The 20,409-nt window shown below is 59.7% G+C and carries 17 protein-coding genes and 2 pseudogenes; 10 read left to right on the plus strand and 9 right to left on the minus strand.

The genetic code is table 11. The features are described from left to right. Positions 1 to 466: 466 nt before the first annotated feature. A complete protein-coding gene (locus B5525_RS12000) occupies positions 467 to 835 on the plus strand; it encodes a hypothetical protein (RefSeq protein WP_197687917.1) in 369 nt (122 codons plus the stop codon). Positions 836 to 974: 139 nt separating this feature from the next. After that, positions 975 to 1,556 (plus strand): annotated as a pseudogene (locus B5525_RS46195) (IS30 family transposase); the annotation flags it as partial. Positions 1,557 to 1,678: 122 nt separating this feature from the next. On the opposite strand, the gene B5525_RS47780 reads toward B5525_RS46195, so the two are convergent. From B5525_RS47780 to B5525_RS12025, 5 genes are all read right to left on the minus strand, one after another. Next, on the minus strand, positions 1,679 to 1,768 hold the full coding sequence (locus tag B5525_RS47780) for a hypothetical protein (protein ID WP_425305303.1): 90 nt from the start codon (positions 1,766 to 1,768) through the stop codon (positions 1,679 to 1,681). 459 nt (positions 1,769 to 2,227) lie between these two features. Then, positions 2,228 to 2,638 carry a hypothetical protein gene (locus B5525_RS12010; protein WP_079566198.1) on the minus strand — a complete coding sequence of 137 codons (411 nt, stop codon included), beginning with the start codon at positions 2,636 to 2,638 and terminating at the stop codon, positions 2,228 to 2,230. A gap of 131 nt (positions 2,639 to 2,769) precedes the next feature. Then, positions 2,770 to 3,483: a response regulator gene (locus B5525_RS12015; protein ID WP_079566199.1), complete on the minus strand. Its 714-nt coding sequence runs from the start codon at positions 3,481 to 3,483 to the stop codon at positions 2,770 to 2,772. 3 nt (positions 3,484 to 3,486) lie between these two features. Continuing rightward, positions 3,487 to 5,094, minus strand: coding sequence for a sensor histidine kinase (locus B5525_RS12020; protein ID WP_172899855.1), 1,608 nt, complete (start codon positions 5,092 to 5,094; stop codon positions 3,487 to 3,489). A gap of 398 nt (positions 5,095 to 5,492) precedes the next feature. Then, positions 5,493 to 6,095: a hypothetical protein gene (locus tag B5525_RS12025; protein WP_079566201.1), complete on the minus strand. Its 603-nt coding sequence runs from the start codon at positions 6,093 to 6,095 to the stop codon at positions 5,493 to 5,495. A 443-nt stretch (positions 6,096 to 6,538) separates the two neighbouring features. Here B5525_RS12025 and B5525_RS12030 point away from each other — a divergent pair, with 443 nt between their 5' ends. The 6 genes from B5525_RS12030 to B5525_RS46200 all read left to right on the plus strand — a co-directional run bounded on the left by B5525_RS12030 (position 6,539) and on the right by B5525_RS46200 (position 15,695). Continuing rightward, positions 6,539 to 8,164, plus strand: a complete 1,626-nt coding sequence (locus B5525_RS12030; RefSeq protein ID WP_079566202.1) for an outer membrane beta-barrel protein — start codon at positions 6,539 to 6,541, stop codon at positions 8,162 to 8,164. Positions 8,165 to 8,231: 67 nt separating this feature from the next. After that, positions 8,232 to 8,975 carry an outer membrane protein gene (locus B5525_RS12035; protein WP_079566203.1) on the plus strand — a complete coding sequence of 248 codons (744 nt, stop codon included), beginning with the start codon at positions 8,232 to 8,234 and terminating at the stop codon, positions 8,973 to 8,975. Between the two features lie 554 nt (positions 8,976 to 9,529). Continuing rightward, a complete protein-coding gene (locus B5525_RS12040) occupies positions 9,530 to 10,756 on the plus strand; it encodes an efflux RND transporter periplasmic adaptor subunit (RefSeq protein ID WP_079566204.1) in 1,227 nt (408 codons plus the stop codon). 35 nt (positions 10,757 to 10,791) lie between these two features. Next, entirely contained in the window at positions 10,792 to 13,950 is a 3,159-nt protein-coding gene (locus tag B5525_RS12045) for an efflux RND transporter permease subunit (protein ID WP_079566205.1), read from the plus strand. A gap of 91 nt (positions 13,951 to 14,041) precedes the next feature. Next, positions 14,042 to 15,406, plus strand: a complete 1,365-nt coding sequence (locus B5525_RS12050; RefSeq protein ID WP_425305304.1) for a TolC family outer membrane protein — start codon at positions 14,042 to 14,044, stop codon at positions 15,404 to 15,406. 100 nt (positions 15,407 to 15,506) lie between these two features. Beyond that, positions 15,507 to 15,695, plus strand: a complete 189-nt coding sequence (locus B5525_RS46200) for a hypothetical protein (RefSeq protein ID WP_425305305.1) — start codon at positions 15,507 to 15,509, stop codon at positions 15,693 to 15,695. Positions 15,696 to 15,733: 38 nt separating this feature from the next. Here B5525_RS46200 and B5525_RS12060 read toward each other — a convergent pair whose 3' ends face one another. Further along, complete coding sequence (locus B5525_RS12060; protein WP_154073816.1) at positions 15,734 to 15,991, minus strand: LexA family protein; 258 nt, start codon at positions 15,989 to 15,991, stop codon at positions 15,734 to 15,736. Positions 15,992 to 16,037: 46 nt separating this feature from the next. Between B5525_RS12060 and B5525_RS12065 the strand changes: the two genes are divergently transcribed. Together B5525_RS12065 and B5525_RS12070 are read left to right on the plus strand one after the other, a co-directional pair. Then, positions 16,038 to 17,177, plus strand: a complete 1,140-nt coding sequence (locus B5525_RS12065) for an IS630 family transposase (RefSeq protein ID WP_079566206.1) — start codon at positions 16,038 to 16,040, stop codon at positions 17,175 to 17,177. Between the two features lie 116 nt (positions 17,178 to 17,293). Continuing rightward, positions 17,294 to 18,055 (plus strand): enoyl-CoA hydratase-related protein, encoded by a 762-nt coding sequence (locus B5525_RS12070; protein WP_079566207.1) that lies wholly within the window; start codon positions 17,294 to 17,296, stop codon positions 18,053 to 18,055. A 622-nt stretch (positions 18,056 to 18,677) separates the two neighbouring features. On the opposite strand, the gene B5525_RS12080 is transcribed toward B5525_RS12070, so the two are convergent. From B5525_RS12080 to B5525_RS12090, 3 genes and pseudogenes are all read right to left on the minus strand, one after another. Further along, positions 18,678 to 19,121 (minus strand): EF-hand domain-containing protein, encoded by a 444-nt coding sequence (locus B5525_RS12080; RefSeq protein WP_172899856.1) that lies wholly within the window; start codon positions 19,119 to 19,121, stop codon positions 18,678 to 18,680. A 380-nt stretch (positions 19,122 to 19,501) separates the two neighbouring features. Beyond that, positions 19,502 to 19,858, minus strand: a pseudogene (locus tag B5525_RS46205) (tyrosine-type recombinase/integrase); the annotation flags it as partial. Next, positions 19,815 to 20,402, minus strand: coding sequence for a PAS domain-containing protein (locus tag B5525_RS12090; protein WP_172899857.1), 588 nt, complete (start codon positions 20,400 to 20,402; stop codon positions 19,815 to 19,817). The gene B5525_RS12090 and the pseudogene B5525_RS46205, both read right to left, overlap by 44 nt. Positions 20,403 to 20,409 lie beyond the last annotated feature (7 nt).

Here is a 20,409-nt window from a genome sequence, read left to right on the forward strand (position 1 = left end):
CCCAGCGATCGGCATTAAGACTGACAGAATGGCTGCACCGATAGTCGGAACGACAAACCAGGACGCCAGTCAGCCCGGGCGGAGCGCATCTCGGCAAAGGCTATTTTCTCCGGACGCTTCACCGCCGTGGCCGCATTAGCAGACTTATCCCACGCGCAAATGCGTCTCGTGATATCGCGATGCTGCACCGGATTACCATGCTGGTAGCTGGGGCGATGGTTGCTCTGTCGGTATTCTTCGTCTTTCGGCCGCTTCAACCCAGCAGTATACAGCCGTCTCATCCGACACCGGCGGCCACGAGGTGTGCTGCGCATCCCGGAACTAGCGCGATCCCTGCGGAATACAGTTGCGAGAAACCATGACCCGATGTGGTTCTCGCACTATTGGACCGGGGGCCGATTGGCGGTATTCTCCCCCGCCACAAAAAGAATGACATCTCCGTATTTACCGAATTGGGAGAAATCAAATGTGGATAATGACGAACAACAGCTACCTGTCCATCGTAAGCAAGGATTGTGGCCCGGCTGAATTGCTGGTCAGGGCTCGGCGTGCCGGCGATATCGAGAAGGTATTCCCAGATGCCAAGGTAACCCGGAACACCAGCAGTGATTATCTGTATCGGGCAGTTCTGCCACGCGATGTGGTGAAACAGGCCTTAGCCGCAATGATCGACCATATCGATTACCCGAACTTCAAGGATAGTGTTGAAGACAGGTCGTTGCATGCTGCCTATGTCGGTGTCTGGTGTGCAATGGCAGGACTACAACATCCGCCGCCAGACATAGAGCGGGCGACCCACGCAAGGTCAGCTCTGACCTCGAAAAACACATCGTAGCGCCTGTGGCGGAACATAAATCGCGGAATTTTTTTCCCTAAAATTCTGGATGTTGTTTGTGTGGTGATCGCCAGAAACTCAGGTGCCGTTACCTCAATGCCAAATACAAACCCAATAATTTTTGAGGTCCGGAGAGGATGGCGTGCTCAAGAAGGAGCTGCTTAGCCATCTTCGATCGAAGCGCTCGATGCGTCGCTCCGAGCCGGTTGATCCGGATGGCGATAGACGGGGGCACATCAAGGATATCGTCTCAATCCGTCAACGACCGGCGGCGGTTGAAGATCGGGCGGTGCTCGGCCATTGGGAAGGCGATCTCCTGTCCGGGCCGAACAACGGCCACATCGCGACCTTGGTCGAGCGTCATACGCGTTACGTGATGATGGCTAAGGTGGCAGGTAAGGACATCCGGACGGTCGTCTCCGCTCATCAAGCAGGCGAAGAAGCTACCAAAGGAGCTATATAAATCCCTGACCTGGGACCGGGGAAAGGAACTCACGGATCGTCGCCGCTTTACGTTGGCGACCAAAGTCGACGTATTATTTTTTGCGATCCGCAAAGCCCGTGGCAGCGCGGGTCGAACGAGAACACCAATGGCCTGCTGAGACAGTACTTTCCAAAGGGCACCGACTTGTCAGTTCACTCGCAAGCCTATTTGAACAAAATGCCTCGTCAGCTAAACGAACGACCACGTGAGACCTTGCAATTTGAAACCCCAGCAGAGGCCGAGGCACGTGCCTTTGCCAGGTCCCTTGGTGGTAAAGAACGGCTCCATCGCACGCTGCAGCGTCGCCTCCATTCCTTCGTCCGTATCGCGCATAGTAAGACAGATGTAGGTGCCCGGTTTCAAATGGCTGCCGTCTGGCTTCCGAGCTCGATAACCCGGTTCGGAGGGATACGAAAGAAATCCTTCGCCGCCAGGGCGTTGCGGTGCATGATCTTGAACACGCTGCAACGGATACGACCGAATCGCGAATTTCTGGGCTTCCGCGACTGCGAACTGCCTTATGCGGGCTGCTCGGATGCATTTTTCCGGCGCGCGTTGCACAATCGCGGCATCGCAACACGCTCAAAAAAATAAAAAAATAATATTAAGCATGCGAATAGGACTGCGTTCGCGGCTCAAGGAGATGATGTTTCGTCCTGTCGCGGTAAGATGCGACGCCCCTGGAGCTGCTAGAATCGATCGCGAGTCTTCCAGACGAAAACAACGAAAGCGGCAACCAATCCAGCCACGATAAGCATCCAGTTCTGGACCTCAAAACCCAGCAAGTCAAAATGTGAAATGAGAAATTCCAACGCGCCTCTCCCCCGGTCTTCTTGGGAAGGATAGGCATTTCAGTCTTCAAAATATATTATTTTTATATTCAGCACCGGCCGGACCGGCTGCGCGGCTCAGCCGTGAGAGGGATGGGACAGATTATCGCGGCCAAAGCGCCGGACTATCGACAGCAGCCGGTCGAATTCCGAGGGCCGGTAGCGAATACCATCGGGCGCGGTGATGAACTCCTGCCAGCCCTCTTCGGCGAGAGCGCGTCCCTTGGCAATGGCAACGACAACGCTCAACCGGACGGTCGTCGTGGTTTCCTCACCCCTTGATGCCTCCACAATGAAGGTCACGGCAATACCTTGTTTGTGCCATGCGCGTGCCGCGCACAAGTTCCGTTCCAGCCCAGCAATCAGAGCGGTGACTCGCGAAGCGGCGTCCATGGACAATCCGTTCAGGAGGTCTTCCAGGGCTCGCTTTCCTGCCAGCTGAGCGGCGCTGTACGAGCGGAAGCCGCTTTCCCATAGCCTCACGCCCATGGGCCGTCTTTTGCGGCGTATTTCCCAGCGCCAGGAGTCCCTCTTGTCCCGGGAAACGACGAGATAGAACGATCGGCGTGGTGAAGGACGGAGCATGACGAAGCGAAAGGCCCCGGACCAGCTGTATCGATCTAACCTGCTGAACAATCTTCAAGCCGGGCCTGAAGCCGATAGCCGACACCCGATTCGGTCACAAGCAGGCGCGGGTGATTGGGGTCGGTTTCGATCTTCCGCCGCAATTTGCGGACGAGAATTCGCAGATACTGAATGTTGTCCCGCTGGTTGCCGCTCCAGATTTCCTTGAGCAAATGGTCGTGCGTCACCACGAGGCCGATATGGGTCGCAAGAATGTGGAGCAGGCGATACTCTTTTCGGGTCAGGCTGATCTGGTTCTTGTTGAGTGACACGGTTCGGCTCACGAGGTCGACTGAGAGGGGGCCCGCCGTCACGACGGGACTTTCGGTTGCGGTCTTGAAATATCGCCGCAAGGCCGCTTCGCTGCGCGCCAGCAATTCGGCCATGCCGAAAGGCTTGACCACGTAGTCGTCGGCTCCCGCCTGCAGAAGCCGGACCTTTTCCTCCTCGCTCGATACCACCGAGAGAATGATGACGGGAACGTTCGACCACGACCGCAGGCGTTCGAGAACCTCGCTGCCGTGCAGATCCGGCAACGCCAGGTCAAGAATGATGAGATCCGGGGCACTGAAGGTCGCGGCTTTCAGTCCGTCAGCGGCGCTCTCGGCTTCAAGCACCGTGAAGCCGTGAATTTCGAAGCCTGCACGGAGAAACCGCCTGATTTTCGGTTCGTCTTCAATCAGGAGCACGAGATTGCTGGGCTTATTCATTGGCTAATCCGTCAATTCAAAAGGCTCAATATGGGAGCCGGGCAGAGCGATGGAGGCCGTTGTTCCCTGTCCCTGGCCCTGGCTCGAGATCTCGATACGTCCACCGTTCGCCCCGACAAAGGTCGATGCAATCCAGAAGCCAAGACCCGACCCGGGGATGGCGGCCTGATGGCGCTGGCTCCGGAACGATCTACGGCCCAGCTGCTGCTGTTCGTCCGGGGTTATCCCGACGCCCTGATCGGCAATCGACAGCACGACGCGCCCCTGTTCGACGTGCGTGCGGATCGAGATGGTCGAGCCGGACGGTGAATATTTCGCCGCATTTTCCAGGAGCTGCCCGCATGCTTCTTCGATCAGTCCCGAATCCACGTGAACCAGCGGTAAATCGTCGGCGAACGCGGTCTCGACCCTGTGTGCCGCCAGTCGTCGAACTCGTCCCCTGATTGCCGCATTGACAATGTCCCTTGGATCCGCCCACTCGAGGCGCGGGCTGAGTCCGCCCGCGGTAACCCGCGTTGCATTCAGCAGGTTTCGAATGAAGCCATCGAGTTGTGCGGCTTCGTCCGAGATGACCTCGACCAGCGAAAGCATCCGACCGTCTTGCCGAATCGCCGGCATCGAATCCAACACGCTCGCCGACCCCCGGATGGCCGCTAGAGGCGTACATAACTCATGCGAAAGCGTACCGTGGAATGCATCTCGCAATAGCTGGGCCTGCAGGTGCAGCCTGGCATCCTCCATCGCCTTGCCGATATCGAGACGCTGCAGCGTCAGCGAGACTTCCTCAAGAATAGCCTCGACGCGGCGTGTCTTGATTTCGATGGCTTCACGGGAGCCGCCTCCGAGATTGACGGCAACCAGGCCGTGGACCGCGGTTTCGGAAAAAAGTGGCCCCAGCAACCAAACGTCTCGCGTTGACTCATCGACGACCGCGCGAGGTGGACCTCCGATGGTTGCGCCCATCGCGGCGACGCGCTGTTGCACCGCCATCGGTACCCGACCGGTTTGCGGCACTTCAAAGTGATCGTCGGCCGTGGCCGCAAAGAACGCGACCGGTTGGCTGAGCGTGCGGGAAAGATATTTCTGAATGGCGGAGATCAGGTCCGAGACCGAGAAGCAGGCCGCCAAAAGCCGCGAGAAATCATAGAGCTGCTGCATCTCTTTTTCGCGCCGGCGCAAGGTCTCCGTCTCCTGGCGCAAACGCGAGGCAAGATTGCTGCTGACCAGCGCCACGACAAGGAAAAGCAGCAGGTCAACCGCCTCTTCCGGATTGTCGACCCGGAAGCTGTAGAAAGGTGCGAAGAAGAAGAAGTCAGCCGCGGCCGTGGCTGTAACCGACGCCAAGGTGGCCGGCCAGATGCCCCATCGAGTGGCAGCGACAATGACAGGTATCAGGTACGCGATCGGAACCAGGCTGAGCCCGAGATCCCGATCAAGCAGCAACAGAACGGCGGTCACCAGGCCGACGGAGATCAGCGAGAACAGCAGCGGCAATACTTGCGTTTGAAGGATGCGATCCGACGGCGGCCCTGCATCAGGCGGCAAAGCGTCGCCGTTTCTCGGTGCCGCCGGCCTCGCATGCGCTTCCGCGAGCCTTTGAACGTCGGGCAAATGAGAATTCAAGAAACTCGCCTTCGCAGCGCCAAGGCATCGGATAACCCCGTGGCTCACCAGAGCCGCAATGGGATCACGCCCCGGCAACATTTGATCACGACACGGAAATACAGACTTGCCAGGCTGGCGCCGATTAAGCACCGCCTGCAAAAAGTCGTCCTTGTCAAATCATCGTTGCCCCGATGCCGCCAACTAACCCAGCAGCGAGAACATTCTCCATAACGGCGTAGTAAAGCTATGTTGTTGGTGAGGCATGGAAATAAAAAAGAAATATATTCGCGCCCAATGTCGCCTGCACGGCGAACACCCATCCAGCGACGCCAAAGGCGCGACGAACAAGGAAAACAATCTTATGTTGTATTGCTGTGCCTCGGACAAGTGAGACTTCAGGTGCGTCAGGCTGTCTGAGCCACCTTCGCATCCAGCGTCTGCTGAAGCGCTTTGACATAGTTGAGCGCCCGCTTCTCGCCTGACAGTTCGGGCCTCGACGCGCGGTACAATTCCGCCTCGGCCGGTTGATGAACAGCCGGCGGCACCAGCGCCGCGATAGCGGCGGAGCTGATATATTTCGGCGGATACAGATAGAAGTCCATCAACGGCGTGTGCGGGCTTCGCGCATGACGCCTGAGAATCGCATGCGCCGTCGCTCCGGCGTCCGGATAGATCGCGCTCCACCCGGCAAAGCTGCTCGCCAATATCTCGAGCGATAATATCGTCGACGCTATCCGCACGAAGCCTTCGTTGGATTTCTTCGCGCTTCTGGTCGTTGAGGCCTTCCTGAGCAGTTGCCGAAACTCGTTATGTGATTCGATCAGGGGGCCCAGGCGCGACTTCCACAGAATATCGGGAAGGCAGGCATAGCCGTGCAGCTCGTGGTAGCTCTCGATCAGACCCCGGCATTGCGTCGTCAGGCTCTTCGGCAGGAAGCTGAGATCGAAATTCCCAGTCTTGTCCGCGAGAGTCCTGTCACCTTCCTGCTTCGCAATTGCGACGTCCATCGTTTTGCCTCGCACCGAGCGAACAGATTTCGCTCAATGCCTCAGCATAACGACTAGCGACATATATCTTCGATGGACAATCGCGGCCGTTTCCATAGAAAAATAATAGCGGATGCGCGCGGATGTTTTTAAGTCATAAAGAATAATCGCGCTAACCGCTGGAAATGTAGCGCGAAAGACACATCGTGGAACAAACTATTGCAGTGCGTTGCGCTCTTTTGCCAAAACGTCACGTTTTTCGCCGGGAGTTTGAGCAAAGCGGTGAGCAATTGATGATTGCGTACGCAAACAGCTTCGAAGACGCCATTTCGTATATTTTTTTTTTATGAAACCGCGCGGCAAACCGTATCGATTTTTCTCAGCCCCCCAACGATTGATCGTTGCGAAGGTTAACAGCGCGCCCAAAGGCGAAGGTGTCTGTAACCGCAACTTGGGGCAAGACTATGAAAAGAATTCTATTGGCGGGCGTCTCGTTGGCAACGATAGGCCTGAGCAGCGGGGCACAAGCGGCTGATCCGGCGAAGGGGCCATGCCCCTACGGAGGCGATCCCTACAAAAATTATAACTGCCTGGATTCTTATCTCGGCACTGACTTCCTGAGCCGCTTCATCAACTACTACCGGCTCGAGTGGGGACACGAAGCTGCGCCGTCCGATCCGAAGGCGCCGTCGTCACGCCGCGCGGAGTGGCCAGCCACACCGCAGAGCACGCCGCCGATGCCGTTTACCGAATGGCCGTATGGTGGATCGACCAGCATTGGCGTCACTCGCCCGAGTTCGATCGACAGCCCGCTGATGAATGCGCTCGGTAATACGTCTGCCGGCTCTTGGATGAATGACAACCACATCCAGGTCTACGGCTGGATCAATGCGGGTGGCAATTTCAGCAGCAATACCGTGCGTGGCGGAAACGTGCCAGCGGCCTATGACTACAACCCGAATACGGTGCAGCTCGACCAGGCCGTGGTTTATTTCGAACGTCTGCCGGATACGGTTCAGAAGGATCACGTCGACTGGGGCTTCCGCCTCGCGCCGATCTACGGCGAGAATTATCGCTACACCACGGCTTTCGGGCTGTGGAGCGATCAACTCCTGAACCAGAACAAGAACTACGGCTACGATCTGCCGATGGCCTATGGCGAGGTATTCATTCCGCAGATCGCGGAAGGCCTGCTGCTGCGGTTCGGCCGGTTCATCTCGGTCCCGGATATCGAGGCTCAGCTCGCGCCGAACAACTACATGTACACGCACTCGATGACCTACACCTTCGACAACTATACCAACACCGGGCTTCAGGGCACGCTGGCCGTGACCAAGAACTGGATGCTGCAGTTGGGTGTCTCGGTCGGCAGCGACACCATGCCGTGGAACGCGGGCGCCAAGATCGCGAATCCGTTCCCGAACCCGCTGTTTCCGGGAACCACTATGCTCAAGGATCCCGGCGCGATCCCGAGCGTGACCGGCGGCGTGCGCTGGACCAGCGACAACGGAAACGACAGCGTCTACGTGGTCGCTGACGCGATCAATAGCGGGACCTGGGGCTACAACAACCTGCAATGGTACGGGTTGACGGCCTACCACAAGTTCAACGACCAGTGGCACATCTCGTTCGAGACCTACAATCTGCACCAGAACAACGTGCTCAACGCGAACAATCCGGCAGCGCTTGCCGCATTCGCCGCGGGAGGCACGCCGTTCTCGCCTCAATATCTGGCGTTCAATGCGCCAGGCCTGGCTCAGTGCAACAGTACGGCTGTGTTCTCCTGCACGGCGTCGGTGCAGACTTATCTAGCCTACTTGAACTACAAGGCGACGCCGCTGGACAACATCTCCTATCGGATCGAGTTCTATGACGACAAGCAGGGCCAGCGTACCGGCACCAAGACTCGGTATGTCGAGACCGGCATCGGTTGGCAGCACTGGTTCTCGCCGCAGATCGAGATCCGGCCCGAGTTCTCTTATTACAGGTCTCTGGATGCCAACGCATTCAATGGCAATTCGAACCTGGGCATACCGGCCAACAAGAACTTCGCCCTGATCGGCTCGGCGGACATCATCATTCACTTCTGATGCGTGGAAAGGTCGCGGCGGGTTAACTCGCCGGACCTTCATCGGAACAATTCGACAGGGGATAACAATGAAGCGAATTCTTTTCACCGCCGTCTCGCTCGGTGTGCTTGGCCTGATGTCGCCGGCTCTCGGCGCCGATCTGCCGCTTTACACGAAGGCGCCGCCGATCGCGACGCCAACGTATGACTGGTCCGGCTTCTATGTCGGCGTGTTCGGCGGTGGCGGCTACGGCAATCACAATCTCAACAACGCGCTCGGCCCCGCCGGCTTCGCCAACTACACGATCAGCTACAGCTCGACAGGTGCTATTGCCGGCGGCGAGGCAGGCTACAACGTGCAGAGCGGCAACATCGTGGGCGGTATCGAGGTCGACGGGTTCTGGTCCGGCATCAAAGGCAGCGATATCTCCCAGTTCAACGCGGGCACGCTTCCGATCGGCGCAATGGACGCGACCAGTCTTCGGAGCGGCGCGACGCTGCGGGCGCGAGGCGGTATCGCCGTCGACCGCTTGCTGTTGTTCTTCACCGGTGGCTGGGCCTATGGCGACTTCCAGCATACCAATACCGACCCCGTGCTGGGCGTCGATCAGTTCACGGCTCACCGAAGCGGCCTGACTGCGGGCGGCGGTATCGCCTACGCGATCACCAACAACCTGATCGGCAAGCTCGAATACCGCTACTACGATTTCGGCAGGTACGAACGTCTCGCCCCGCTCAACGGTCAGATTCCCTACACTGTCGACAACACCTATTCAGTCGTGACGCTGGGCCTCGACTTCAAATTCGGAGGGCCGATCATTGCGAAATATTGATCCAGGCCGGAGCCGATTCGCAATCGCGCCGGGGTTGAAGCGAAGAATCGGCATAGCGCTCGCGGTCGCGGGGCTGTGCGCCGTGGTCGCGGGATGCGTCAGCGATATGGGAGCGTCGACGGCGGAGAATTCCGGCGGTAGCCAGCTTCGCTACTACGGGGGCCCGAAATATCCAATGTGGTCAGCCCAATAGGAGCACGCGGGCTTTCTTCGGAGACCGATATGACCTGCTTGAGCGCTGGAAGTGTGCGGGTCGGGTTCGTCATTCTGGCAGGCACGCTCCTGACCGCCGGAATGTGCGGGGATGCCGTTGCGAACACTGCCAAGCGGTACCTGCACGCTCGCGGCTTCAGATGCGAAAGCCGCGAGCGACGATCTGTGAAGGGTGAGCAGCTTGTGCCGCAGCAGCCGGTTCGGCTTGGGCCTATGCGTTACTACGGTGGCCCGAAGTCGCCGATGTGGCGCGGTCCGGTCGGGAATTAGAACGCGGTCGATAACTGGCGTGTCTCTCCAACGCGAGCGAGGTCGCGTATTCAAATGTGTGAATTTCTACCATGTTAGCGGCCTGGAATCCGCGGCGGCTGGCCATTGCCCTCGCGATCGCGGCGCTGGTGGGCGCGGGCCTCGTCGGCGTCGGACGGCTGGTGCTCGTCCAGCACGCGAAATCCTCGGAAACGACAGCCCAAAGCAAAGCAAAACTTCCGCGCTACGTTCCAAGTGAAGCGGAATGGGCGAGCCTGACGGTCGAGCCGGTATCCGAACGGGTGTTTCGCGCCGAACATGTGACCGAGGGCAAGATCGCCGTCAACGAGGAGAGCTCGACACCGATCTTCTCGCCCTATGCGGGCCGCGTGATCAAGCTTCTGGTGAAGCCGAGCGACCCCGTCGAACGCGGGCAACCGCTGTTCGTCGTCGAAGCCACCGACACGGTGCAGGGATTGAATGACTTTATCTCGGCGTTGGGCGCGCTGAATAGCGCGCGCTCCAAGCTCAAACTTGCGGAGATCGTCGAAAAACGAGCGAACGGCCTCTATGCCGGCAAGGCGGTGCCGCTCAAGGACTGGCAGCAGTCCCAGGCCGATCTGACGACGGCCCAGAACGACATGCGCTCGGCGGAAACGGCACTGGAGGCGGCGCACAATCGGCTGCGAATCCTCGGCCGCTCCGAGGATCAGATCGCGGCATTTCAGCAAACCAGGCAGATCAGCGCCGACACGCCGATCTATTCTCCGATCGGCGGCACGGTCGTGCAGCGCAAGATCGGGCCGGGTCAATTCATCAGCAGCGGCGCCAGCGATCCGGTGTTCGTGATCGGCGATCTCTCGACAGTCTGGCTGACGGCATTTGTGCGCGAGACCGAAGCCTCCGGCGTGGCCGTCGGCCAGGATATTGCCTTCTCGCTGCTCGCGATGCCCGGCAGCCAGTTCAAGGCGCGCATCGATTACGTGGCAGCCGCCATCGACCCCGCGACCCGCCGGCTGCTGGTCCGCGCCACGATCGACAACAAGGACGGCCTGTTCAAGCCGGAGATGTTCGCCAACGTGACCATCTATTCGGGCGGCGATCGTCCGGGGGTCGGCGTGCCGAAACAGGCGCTGATCTATGAAGGCGAACATGTGCGTCTGTGGGTGGTTCACGACGACAAGTCGATCGAGCTTCGCGACGTCGAGACCGGGCTGACGAACGACGATCTGGTCGAGGTCCGTACCAACCTGAAGCCCGGCGAGAACATCGTCACCAAGGGCAGTCTGTTCATCGATCGGGCGGCTACCGGTAGCTAATCCGCTTAAAGCGTCTCTAAGGAAATCCGGATCGAATGGACCGTCTCGTCGCCTTTGCTGTCAACCGCCGCTTTCTGATGGTCGGGCTGTTTGCTGCCGTGATCATCGGCGGGCTGGTCGCGTTCCAGCAATTGAACATCGAGGCCTACCCCGACCCGACGCCGCCGATGGTCGATGTCGTGACCCAGAGCCCCGGTCTCTCGGCTGAGGAAATCGAGCGTTACATCACGATTCCGCTGGAGACCCAGGTTGCCGGCATCAAGAATCTGAAAGTGATTCGGACCATCTCGCTGTACGGCCTGTCCGACGTCAAACTGCAGTTTTCCTTCGACTACACCTACGACCAGGCGCTGCAACAGGTGCTGAACCGGCTGTCGCAGTTGGCGCCTTTGTTGAACAATGCCCAGCCGCAGATCTCGCCGCTCAGCCCGATCGGCGAAATCTACCGCTATCGGCTGGTAGGGCCGCCCAACTACTCCGTGCTCGATCTCAAGACATTGCAGGACTGGGTCCTGCAGCGCCGCTTCAAGGTGGTGCCGGGGGTGATCGATGTCACCGGCTGGGGCGGTCGGACGAAAACCTACGAGCTTCAGGTCGATTTCAACAAGCTGGTCGCCAACGGGCTGACGTTGCCGCAACTGTTGCAGGCGGTGAGCAATGCGAACCTCAATGTGGGCGGCAACACCGTCAATATCGGCTCGCAATCCGCGGTCGTGCGCGGCGTGGGTCTGATCCGCTCCATCGACGCCCTCGCCAACACCATGATCACGTCGAGCAACGGCACGGCGGTGCTTGTCAAGGATGTCGCGAATGTTCAGGTCGGCGAGCAGCCGAGGCTTGGAATCGCCGGCCAGGACCAGGCCGACGACATCGTCCAGGGCATCGTCCTGATGCGGCGCGGCGAGCAGAGTTCACCGACCATCGCCCGCGTCGAGGAGTTGGTCGCGACCATCAACGATTCCACCATTTTGCCCCCGGGGGTCCGGATCGAACGTATCTACGATCGCAAGGATCTGATCGAAACCACGACCCATACCGTCCTCGAGAACATGGTTGTCGGCATCGGTCTGATCGTGTTCCTGCAGTGGATATTCCTCGGCGATCTGCGCAGCGCCTTGATCGTCGGCGCTACCATTCCGTTTGCACTGTTTTTCGCAGTCAGCATTCTCGTGCTGCGCGGCGAGTCTGCCAATCTGCTGTCGGTGGGTGCGATCGATTTCGGGCTGATCGTCGATGCTACTGTCATCATGGTGGAAGCGATCTTCCGCCGCCTGTCGCACACCGTCAGGCTCTCGGAGAGCGAGCAGGCCGCTATCTCCGCTCACACCGCCATGGGCATGAAGCACCATGCCATTCTCACGGCTTCGGCCGACGTATCGCGGTCGATCTTCTTCGCAGCCGCTATCATCATCGCGGCGTTCCTGCCGTTATTCACGCTGAGCGGCGTCGAAGGCAACATTTTCAGCCCGATGGCCCGGACCTACGCCTATGCGCTGGCTGGCGGTCTGCTCGCGACATTCACGATCACCCCCGCGCTGAGCGCGATCATTTTGCCGGCGCATGTCGAGGAAACCGAGACCCTCATCATGCGGTTTCTGCACCGCATCTACATGCCGGTGCTGGCCCGCTCGCTGGCCCATCGCCGGATCGTCCTGGCGGGTGCGGGCGCGCTGATCGTGATGACGGTCATCGCCGTGCGCATGCTGGGATTGGAATTTCTGCCGAAACTCGAGGAAGGCAATCTCTGGATCCGGGCGACGCTGCCGCCGACGATCTCGCTGCAGGAAGGCAATTCCTACGTCAACGAGATGCGCAAGGTGATCGCCGCCCGGCCGGAGGTGGAATCGGTGGTTTCCCAGCACGGCCGGCCCGATGACGGCACCGATGCAGCGGGCTTCTTCAACGCGGAATTCTTCGCACCACTGAAGCCCGCGAAGCAATGGCCGGATCGGGAGGACAAGGACGAACTGACGGCCAAGCTGCTGGCGGATTTGCAGGACAAGTTTCCCGGCGTCGAGTTCAACTTCTCGCAATATCTGCAGGACAATGTCTCCGAAGCCGTGTCCGGCGTGAAGGGGGAGAACTCCATCAAGCTCTACGGTAACGACCTGCAGGCGCTCACCGACACCGCCAACAAGATCAAAGCGCAGCTGGCGACGGTGCAGGGAATTACCGACCTCGCGGTTTTCACGTCGCTCGGCCAGCCGACGATCCAGATCGAGATCGATCGCGCGCGGGCCGCCCGCTACGGGCTTTCGCCGGGCGATATCAACACCACGATCCGGACCGCGATCGGGGGCGACAGTGCCGGCGACTTTTATGAACCGGGCAGCGACCGTCATTTCCCGATCATCGTGCGCCTGGCGCCGCAATACCGGAAAAGCGCCGAAGCAATCCAGAATTTGCGGATCGGCGCCCAGGGGCCGAACGGCATCACCCAGGTGCCGCTAAGCGAGGTGGCGACGATCAAACTGGTGTCGGGCGCGGCGTACATCTACCGCGAACAGCAGGAGAGGTATCTTCCGATCAAATTCTCGGTGCGCGAACGCGACCTTGGCAGCGCCATCCAGGAAGCTCAGCAGAAAGTCGCAGCCAACGTGCAGTTGCCACCCGGCTCGCGCGTCGAGTGGGTCGGCGAGTTCGGCAACCTGCAGGACGCTATCAAGCGGCTGTCGATCGTGGTGCCGATCAGCCTGACGCTGATCGCGATGCTGATCTGGTTCAATTTCGGATCCGTGGTGGACACGGTTCTGACCATGAGCGTGATCCCGATGGCGGTATTCGGCGGAATTCTTGGACTGCTGTTGACCGGCATCCCCTTCAGCGTTTCCGCAGCCATCGGATTCATCGCGCTGTTCGGCATTTCGGTGATGGACGGCATCATCATCATCTCTCAGTATAACCAGCTCATCGACGAGGGCATGGAGCGGGGCAGGGCGATCCTGCGCACCGGCGAGCTTCAGTTGCGGCCGGTGCTGATGACCTGCGTGGTGGCAGGCATCGGCTTGCTGCCGGCTGCGGTATCGTCCGGGATTGGATCGCAGGTGCAAAAGCCGCTGGCCGTCGTGGTAGTGGCCGGCATGATGCTGGCGCCCGTCGTCATCCTCGTCACGTTGCCTGCATTGATTTCGATGTTCTCGCGCCGAAGCCGATCCGGCCTGGCCGCGGAAGGCCATCTGGCGCCGGCGGAATGAGGGCCAACGGGATGGTCGAGGATGAGTTGTGAGTGACGCTGGTGCCGCATATGCCCTGGGTTTCCGCAAGGTGGGACTCCGCGTCGCTTGGCTGCTGCCTTGCGCAGTTGCCATCATCAATTCGGCTGCGATCGGTTCGTCAACCGCAGAAAGCTTGCCGGAAGCCCTGGTGAAGGGCTACCAGTCGAATCCGCAGCTCAACGCGGATCGCGCCCGGCAACGCGGGACGGATGAAAATGTACCGCAGGCCCTGGCGGGTTATCGGCCGCAGCTTGTAGCAAGCCTGAGCGCGGGGCTGCAGTCGGTGCGTAATCTGTTGCCTGACAATACGGTGCAGGGTGCCACGTTGCGTCCGTGGACGATCGGTTTGACCGTGACTCAGGTCCTGTTCAACGGCTTCAAGACCGCCAACAGCGTTCGCGTGGCTGAATTTCAGGTCCAGTCCGGACGCGAGGCGCTGCGAAACACCGGCCAGGGCGTCCTCCTGGACGGGGTGACGGCCTATATGAATGTGCTCGCCAATCAGGCGCTGGTAGAAGCGCAGCGCACAAATGTCGCGGTGCTCCGTGAAATCCAGGCGACGACCAAGAAGCGTCTGGATGCCGGCGACGTGACGCCGACGGATACGGCGCAGGCCGAGGCGCGGTTGAGCCGGGGACTGGCCGATCTCAATGCGGCGGAAGTGGCGCTGGCCATCAGCAAGGCGACATACACCCAGGTCATCGGCGACAATCCGGCTCAATTGGTCGCCGCGGCGCCGGTCGATCGGCTGTCGCCGCCGACGCTCGCTGCGGCCACGGAAACCGCAAGCCATGAAAATCCGGCCGTGCTCGGCGCCGGTTTCGACGTCGATGTGGCTCAAACCACGATCAAGGTCGCGGAGAGCAGTTTGCTGCCGACGGTGGCAGTGCAGGGGAGCGTCAGCCGCTCGCGGGATTCGGATTCAACGCTTAGTACATTCGCCACCGACCAGGCGTCGGTCGTGGGCCAGATCAATGTGCCGATCTACGATGGCGGCACCGCGGCTTCGCAAACCCGGCAGGCGAAGGAACTGACGTCGCAAAGCCGCATGGTGCTGGAACAGGTCAGGAATCAAACGCGAACCGCAGTCGTCGGCGCATGGGTGTCCAACGAAGGAACCAAGGTGGCGCTTACGGCAGCCGAGTCCGAGGTGCGAGCCGCCGGCATCGCGCTCGAGGGCGTCCGGCGCGAGGCGGCGGGCGGACAGCGCACCACGATCGATGTCCTCAATGCCCAGCAGGATCTGACCATGGCGCGCTCGAGGCAAATTCTGGCGCAGCGCGACCGTGTGATCGCGTCCTACACGCTCCTGAGCGCGGTCGGGCGGCTTGACGTACACACCCTCAATCTGAACACGCCGGATTATCTTCCGGAGGTTCACTACCATCAGGTGCGCGATGCGTGGCACGGCCTTCGTACGCCCTCCGGTCAATGAAGCGGCCGACACGGGGAGAGAGACATGATCAGCGGAAGGCAGGCGATCAGGGCGTTTCTCGTCGCGGCGACAATCACATCATCGCTAACGCTTCCTGCCTATTCACAGGGCTTCGGGAAAAGGGGGTGGTGGGCCGGGATCGGGATACCCGCTCGAAAAGCATCCGCCGGTCGATGAAAAAGCTTACAAGGCCGCGCTTGAGCGAAGACCGACGCCCGACCAGAAATACGATCCCTGGGGAGTCGCGCGTCCAGCTGAACCGGCGAAGGCTACGAAGAAATCAAACTAGTACCGCTGCACGGTGAATTTGACGGGTTGAATACTGGATCAAAGTAGCTCGGGAAGCTGCTGAGGATCAACGAGGAGTTCGATACTGCGGGCGACCCTCGGCTGCCGTCTGATGAAACCTGCCCGTTCGAGCGTCAGCACCATCTGATGAACGGATGGTGGGCTGACGCGAAAATATTCTTGCATGTCGGCTTCCGCCGGCGGCCTGCGATGCAGCCGCGTGTAGAGGTGGATAAACGCCAGATACTGCCCTTGCTTGGGCGTGAAGTTTTTTGCAGCGGGACTCACGCCGGCCATCCGATTCAGCTGTTCGTCCAAGCCTCACACGAGCGAGGAGGCAGGGATGAATGTACGCTATCGGGTCGAACTGAGCCAAACCGAGCGGGCAGAACTCACAGCGCTTTTGAGTGGCGGCAAGCACGCCGCGCGCAAGCTCAAGCGAGCGCAGATTTTACTGGCTGCCGATGCAGGCGCGAGCGACGAAGCAATCGCCACCGGTGTCGGCGCAAGCGGCTCGACTATCTACCGGACCAAGCGCCGCTTCGTGCTCGGCAACCTGGAGGCGGCGCTGAGCGAGGAGCCGCGCCCCGGAGCGGCCCGCAAGCTCTCAGGGAAGGAGGAAGCCCTGCTGGTTGCGACGGCCTGTTCGAGCCCACCCAAAGGCCGGGCGCGTTGGACCCTGGAACTCCTGGCGGGCGAGTTGGTCAGGCTCACCGAGCACGACGACATCTCCCGAGAGACTGTGCGCCGGCGCCTGGCTGAAAACGACCTCAAGCCCTGGCGCAAGGACATGTGGTGCATTCCGCAGGTCGACGGCGAGTACGTCGCCCGCATGGAGGATGTGCTCGACCTTTATGCCGAACAGCCCGATTCGAAGCGCCCGGTGGTCTGCTTCGACGAGAGCCCAACCCAGCTCATCGGCGAAGTCCGCCAGCCGATCCCAGCCGCGCCGGGCCAACTTGAGCGCTACGATTGTGAGTACAAGCGCAATGGCACGGTCAACCTGTTCATCTTCCTCGACGTGCACCGGCCCTGGCGCAAGGTCAAAGTCACTGACAGCCGCGCTGCGGTCGACTTCGCCGCCTGCATGCGCGAACTCGCCAATGTTCACTTCCCAAAGGCAGAGCGCATCCGGGTCGTGTTGGACAATCTATCGACCCACTCAGTCGGCGCGCTTTACCAAGCCTTCCCGCCGGCCGAGGCGCGACGCATCTTGCGCCGGCTGGAGTTCCACTACGTCCCCAAGCACGCCAGCTGGCTGAATATGGTGGAGATCGAGATTGGCGTGCTGCGCAGTCAGTGTCTGGACAGACGCATCGACAACCGGCAACAACTCGTATCCGAGATCGCCGCCTGGGAGCGGCAGCGCAACGCTTCACGCGCCCGCATCAAATGGATGTTCACAACCGAGAAAGCCCGCGCCAAAATGGGCCGTGCCTATCCCTCGGAAGGCTCTAAAACGCCCTCGCCCAATGAATCATAATCACTGTGCGGTACTACTAGGAATGAGCCACAATAGATGAGGAACCGTCTCGGCAACCATCGCATTTTGTGAAGGTGAGGGCATTCGCGGATGGCCTCACAGTTTCAGGGGACACCATGACAGAACACATCATTGTTTCGGACGAAGAATCCACACGCACCATCACGATGCGGCGTCCGGAAAAGAAAAACACGCTGACGCAGGACATGTACCTCGCGATGAGCGACGCGATCGACTCGGCGCAGTCCAATCGCGCGATCCGCTGCCTCATCCTGACCGGCCGTTCGGGCGTCTTTACTGCTGGCAATGATATCGGGGATTTCCTGCAGGCAGCGACCGCAAAGGACGATGTGGCGCGGCCGAGAAACGCAGTCATCTTTCTGCAATCGCTGGTGAACAACCAGAAACCGATCATTGCCGCGGTGGACGGCATCGCCATCGGGATAGGCACCACCATGGTGTTTCATTGCGACTACGTCATTGCCAGTACGACGGCGAAATTTCAATCGCCCTTTATTCAATACGGTCTTGTCCCCGAAGGGGCGTCCAGCCTGCTGCTGCCGCGGATGGTAGGTCACCAGCGCGCCTTTGCCATGCTGGTGATGGGCCGACCCATGAGTGCCGAGGACGCCCGCGAGGCGGGTTTCGTTAACACGATTGTCGCGCCGGGCCATGCCGTCGTCGAGGCCCGAAAGGTGGCGCGCGAGATCTGCGCATTGCCGGCGGACGCGGTGGCGATCTCCCGGAAATTATTGAAGCTGCCGACCGAGGATCTCGTCCGCAGAATCGGTCAGGAAGATCATTTCTTCGGCGAGCGGATGCGTTCGCCTGAAGCGATCGCGGCCTTCCAGAGTTTCTTTTTGCGTAAGAAGAGATGATCGCGGATTTAGCTCGGATCAGTGGCCGTTGCCACACTGCAGTATCCCGATCTATCTTGAGTTCTCAGCTTTTCGACCCCGCTTTGCCGTTTTTTTGATCGAAGGATCGCCTTGCCGATCTTTCGGGCATTAGATGATTGATTATTGCGCTTCTGGAAAAGCGAGATCATCTTCGCTGGAAGGGACAACAAGACGCCGAACAGAGTCGTCGCGCCCAGGAAACATCGAGTCTGTTCCGTTTGGGTTGTCTCGAACCAGATGGAGGGCGCAATGTACAAGAGCCTTGCTTCCATTACTGGAACATTCGCGATGATTGCCGCGGCACTCATTGTGTCCGGTCGCGCCGATGCCGGTGCATCCAATAGCGCGCCTTCGAAATACTCCCATACGAACCAACTCGCGGCGGTGCATCAGACGCGGACCGATCGACAGGCGCGGAGACCTGACATCGGCATTACGGAATATTCCTCGTCGGCTAGAGCCCGATCGCACGGGAACGCTTATCATTAGTTGGCCGCGCTTCCGCAGCTGCTCTGTGCGTTCATTGACAAAGGTACGCTGCGCTCGGTGTTGGCGTTGGCCTGCGCGTGTTTAGCTGGGCCGCGCGCGGGCTTTCCTAGTTTCAATGAAACCTGTCCCGAGGCCGTTCAGCCGGCCCCTGTGGACCCTTCGGGGTGACCCCCGCTTTGATTTCATCCGCAGTGACACGGCAGTCACCGTTCCTGTCGAACCGCAAGATGAACGCGCTCGGCTTCTCGACGAACTCCATACGCGTGATCTTGCCATCCTGGTTTTCGTCAAAATAACCGAAGTCTGCGTCCGCCAAGGCAGCGTCGGCCTTTTGGACCGTTGCGAATTCGAACCGGTCGAGATGCCCGTCGCGGTTGCGATCCGCCGACGCAAATAACCGGTCGGCAAAACCCCTCCACTCGTCGCAGGTGTAGACGCCGTCATGATTGGCGTCCCAGACAGGTGGCCCGTTCTTGAGCATGCCGTCCTGTGCTGGCTGGGGGCTGGATTGAGCCAGAGCGAGAGATACTCCCGCAATAACCAGCGCCATTGTCATCCCGGTCCTGCAAACGGGTCTTCCGTGCGACAAGGTCATTCTCCTGTTCCGGACCCGTTGCCAGGGCACCGGACCGATTTTGCGCAGATCATGTGCCGAAGGTGACATAGTAAATCGATATGAGTTCGTGATATTTTTCATTGCAAAAACGTAACAATCCCGACAGGAGTTATATCGATCTCGCGATAACCTGGGTGAAATGGAAGCGATGCGTTCACGGGCGCGACCCGCGATCGATCACGAAGCTATGCCAGGAGCGTTCATCTAAGTAGCTTTCGTTGCTATACGGCCTCCGCCCGAGCAGTTCGAAATCATTGGAATGCAGACTTCCGCTTTTGACGCGTTAGTGACCGCCGGCATGAAGCCGGTGTGGTCGACGATTAGAGCTCGATCTGCTCGGCCATATTTAGAGCGTCATCGACTTCGATCCCGAGATATCGGACGGTGCTCTCCAGCTACGTACCGCCGAGGAGGAGTTGCACCGCGCGCAGATTGCCGGTCTTGCGATAAATTTGGGCAGCCTTCGTACGCCGCATCGAGCGTGTGCCATAGAAGGCCGACTCCAAGCCGATGCTTTCAACCCAGCGATGCACCAGCCGGGCGTATTGACAGGTAGATATGTGAGGACTTGCATGAAGTCGACTTGGGAAGAGATATCGGGAACCTGTAACCCGGAGCAATGGTAGCCAGGCTTCAACGGAATTCCTCGACTGCTCCGTGATCTCGAACTGGACTGGATATGCGGGTGACCCGGTGGTCCGGCCCGGTCTCCCAGTACCAATCGGAGGCCGTTTCGGCATAATCACGCAAGCGCTGCTCGCCAAGGGCCTCCTCGGCCCGCCTGCGGTCCTCGATGTCGGTGGACGACCCGTACCATTTGACAATGTTGCCCGACTCATCGCGCAACGGCACGGCTTGGAACAAGAACCAGCGATATTCACCATCGAAGCGCCGGAGCCTGGCTTCAAGCCCGCCCGGCATGCCTGATTCCCATATTGCGGCCCACTTCACCAACATGCCCTTCTCGTCGTCAGGATGAAAAGCGCGAGGCCAGCCAGTTTCGGCCTGGTCAAGTGAGAGGCCCGTGTAGTCGAGGGCTGTTTGATTGAGGAAATCGGGGACTCCGTCCGGTCCGGCGCGCCAGACCAGCGTCGGGATTGTGTCGATGACCAGTCGAAGCCGATCCTCGGACTGCTTGATTTCGTCAAAGGCTTTTTGCAGCGCCTCCCTTGCGAGGTGCTGCTCGGTGACATCGATATGCGTACCTACCAACTCGGTCACGTCTCCT

The organism is Bradyrhizobium erythrophlei (assembly GCF_900129505.1).
GTDB lineage: Bacteria > Pseudomonadota > Alphaproteobacteria > Rhizobiales > Xanthobacteraceae > Bradyrhizobium > Bradyrhizobium erythrophlei_D.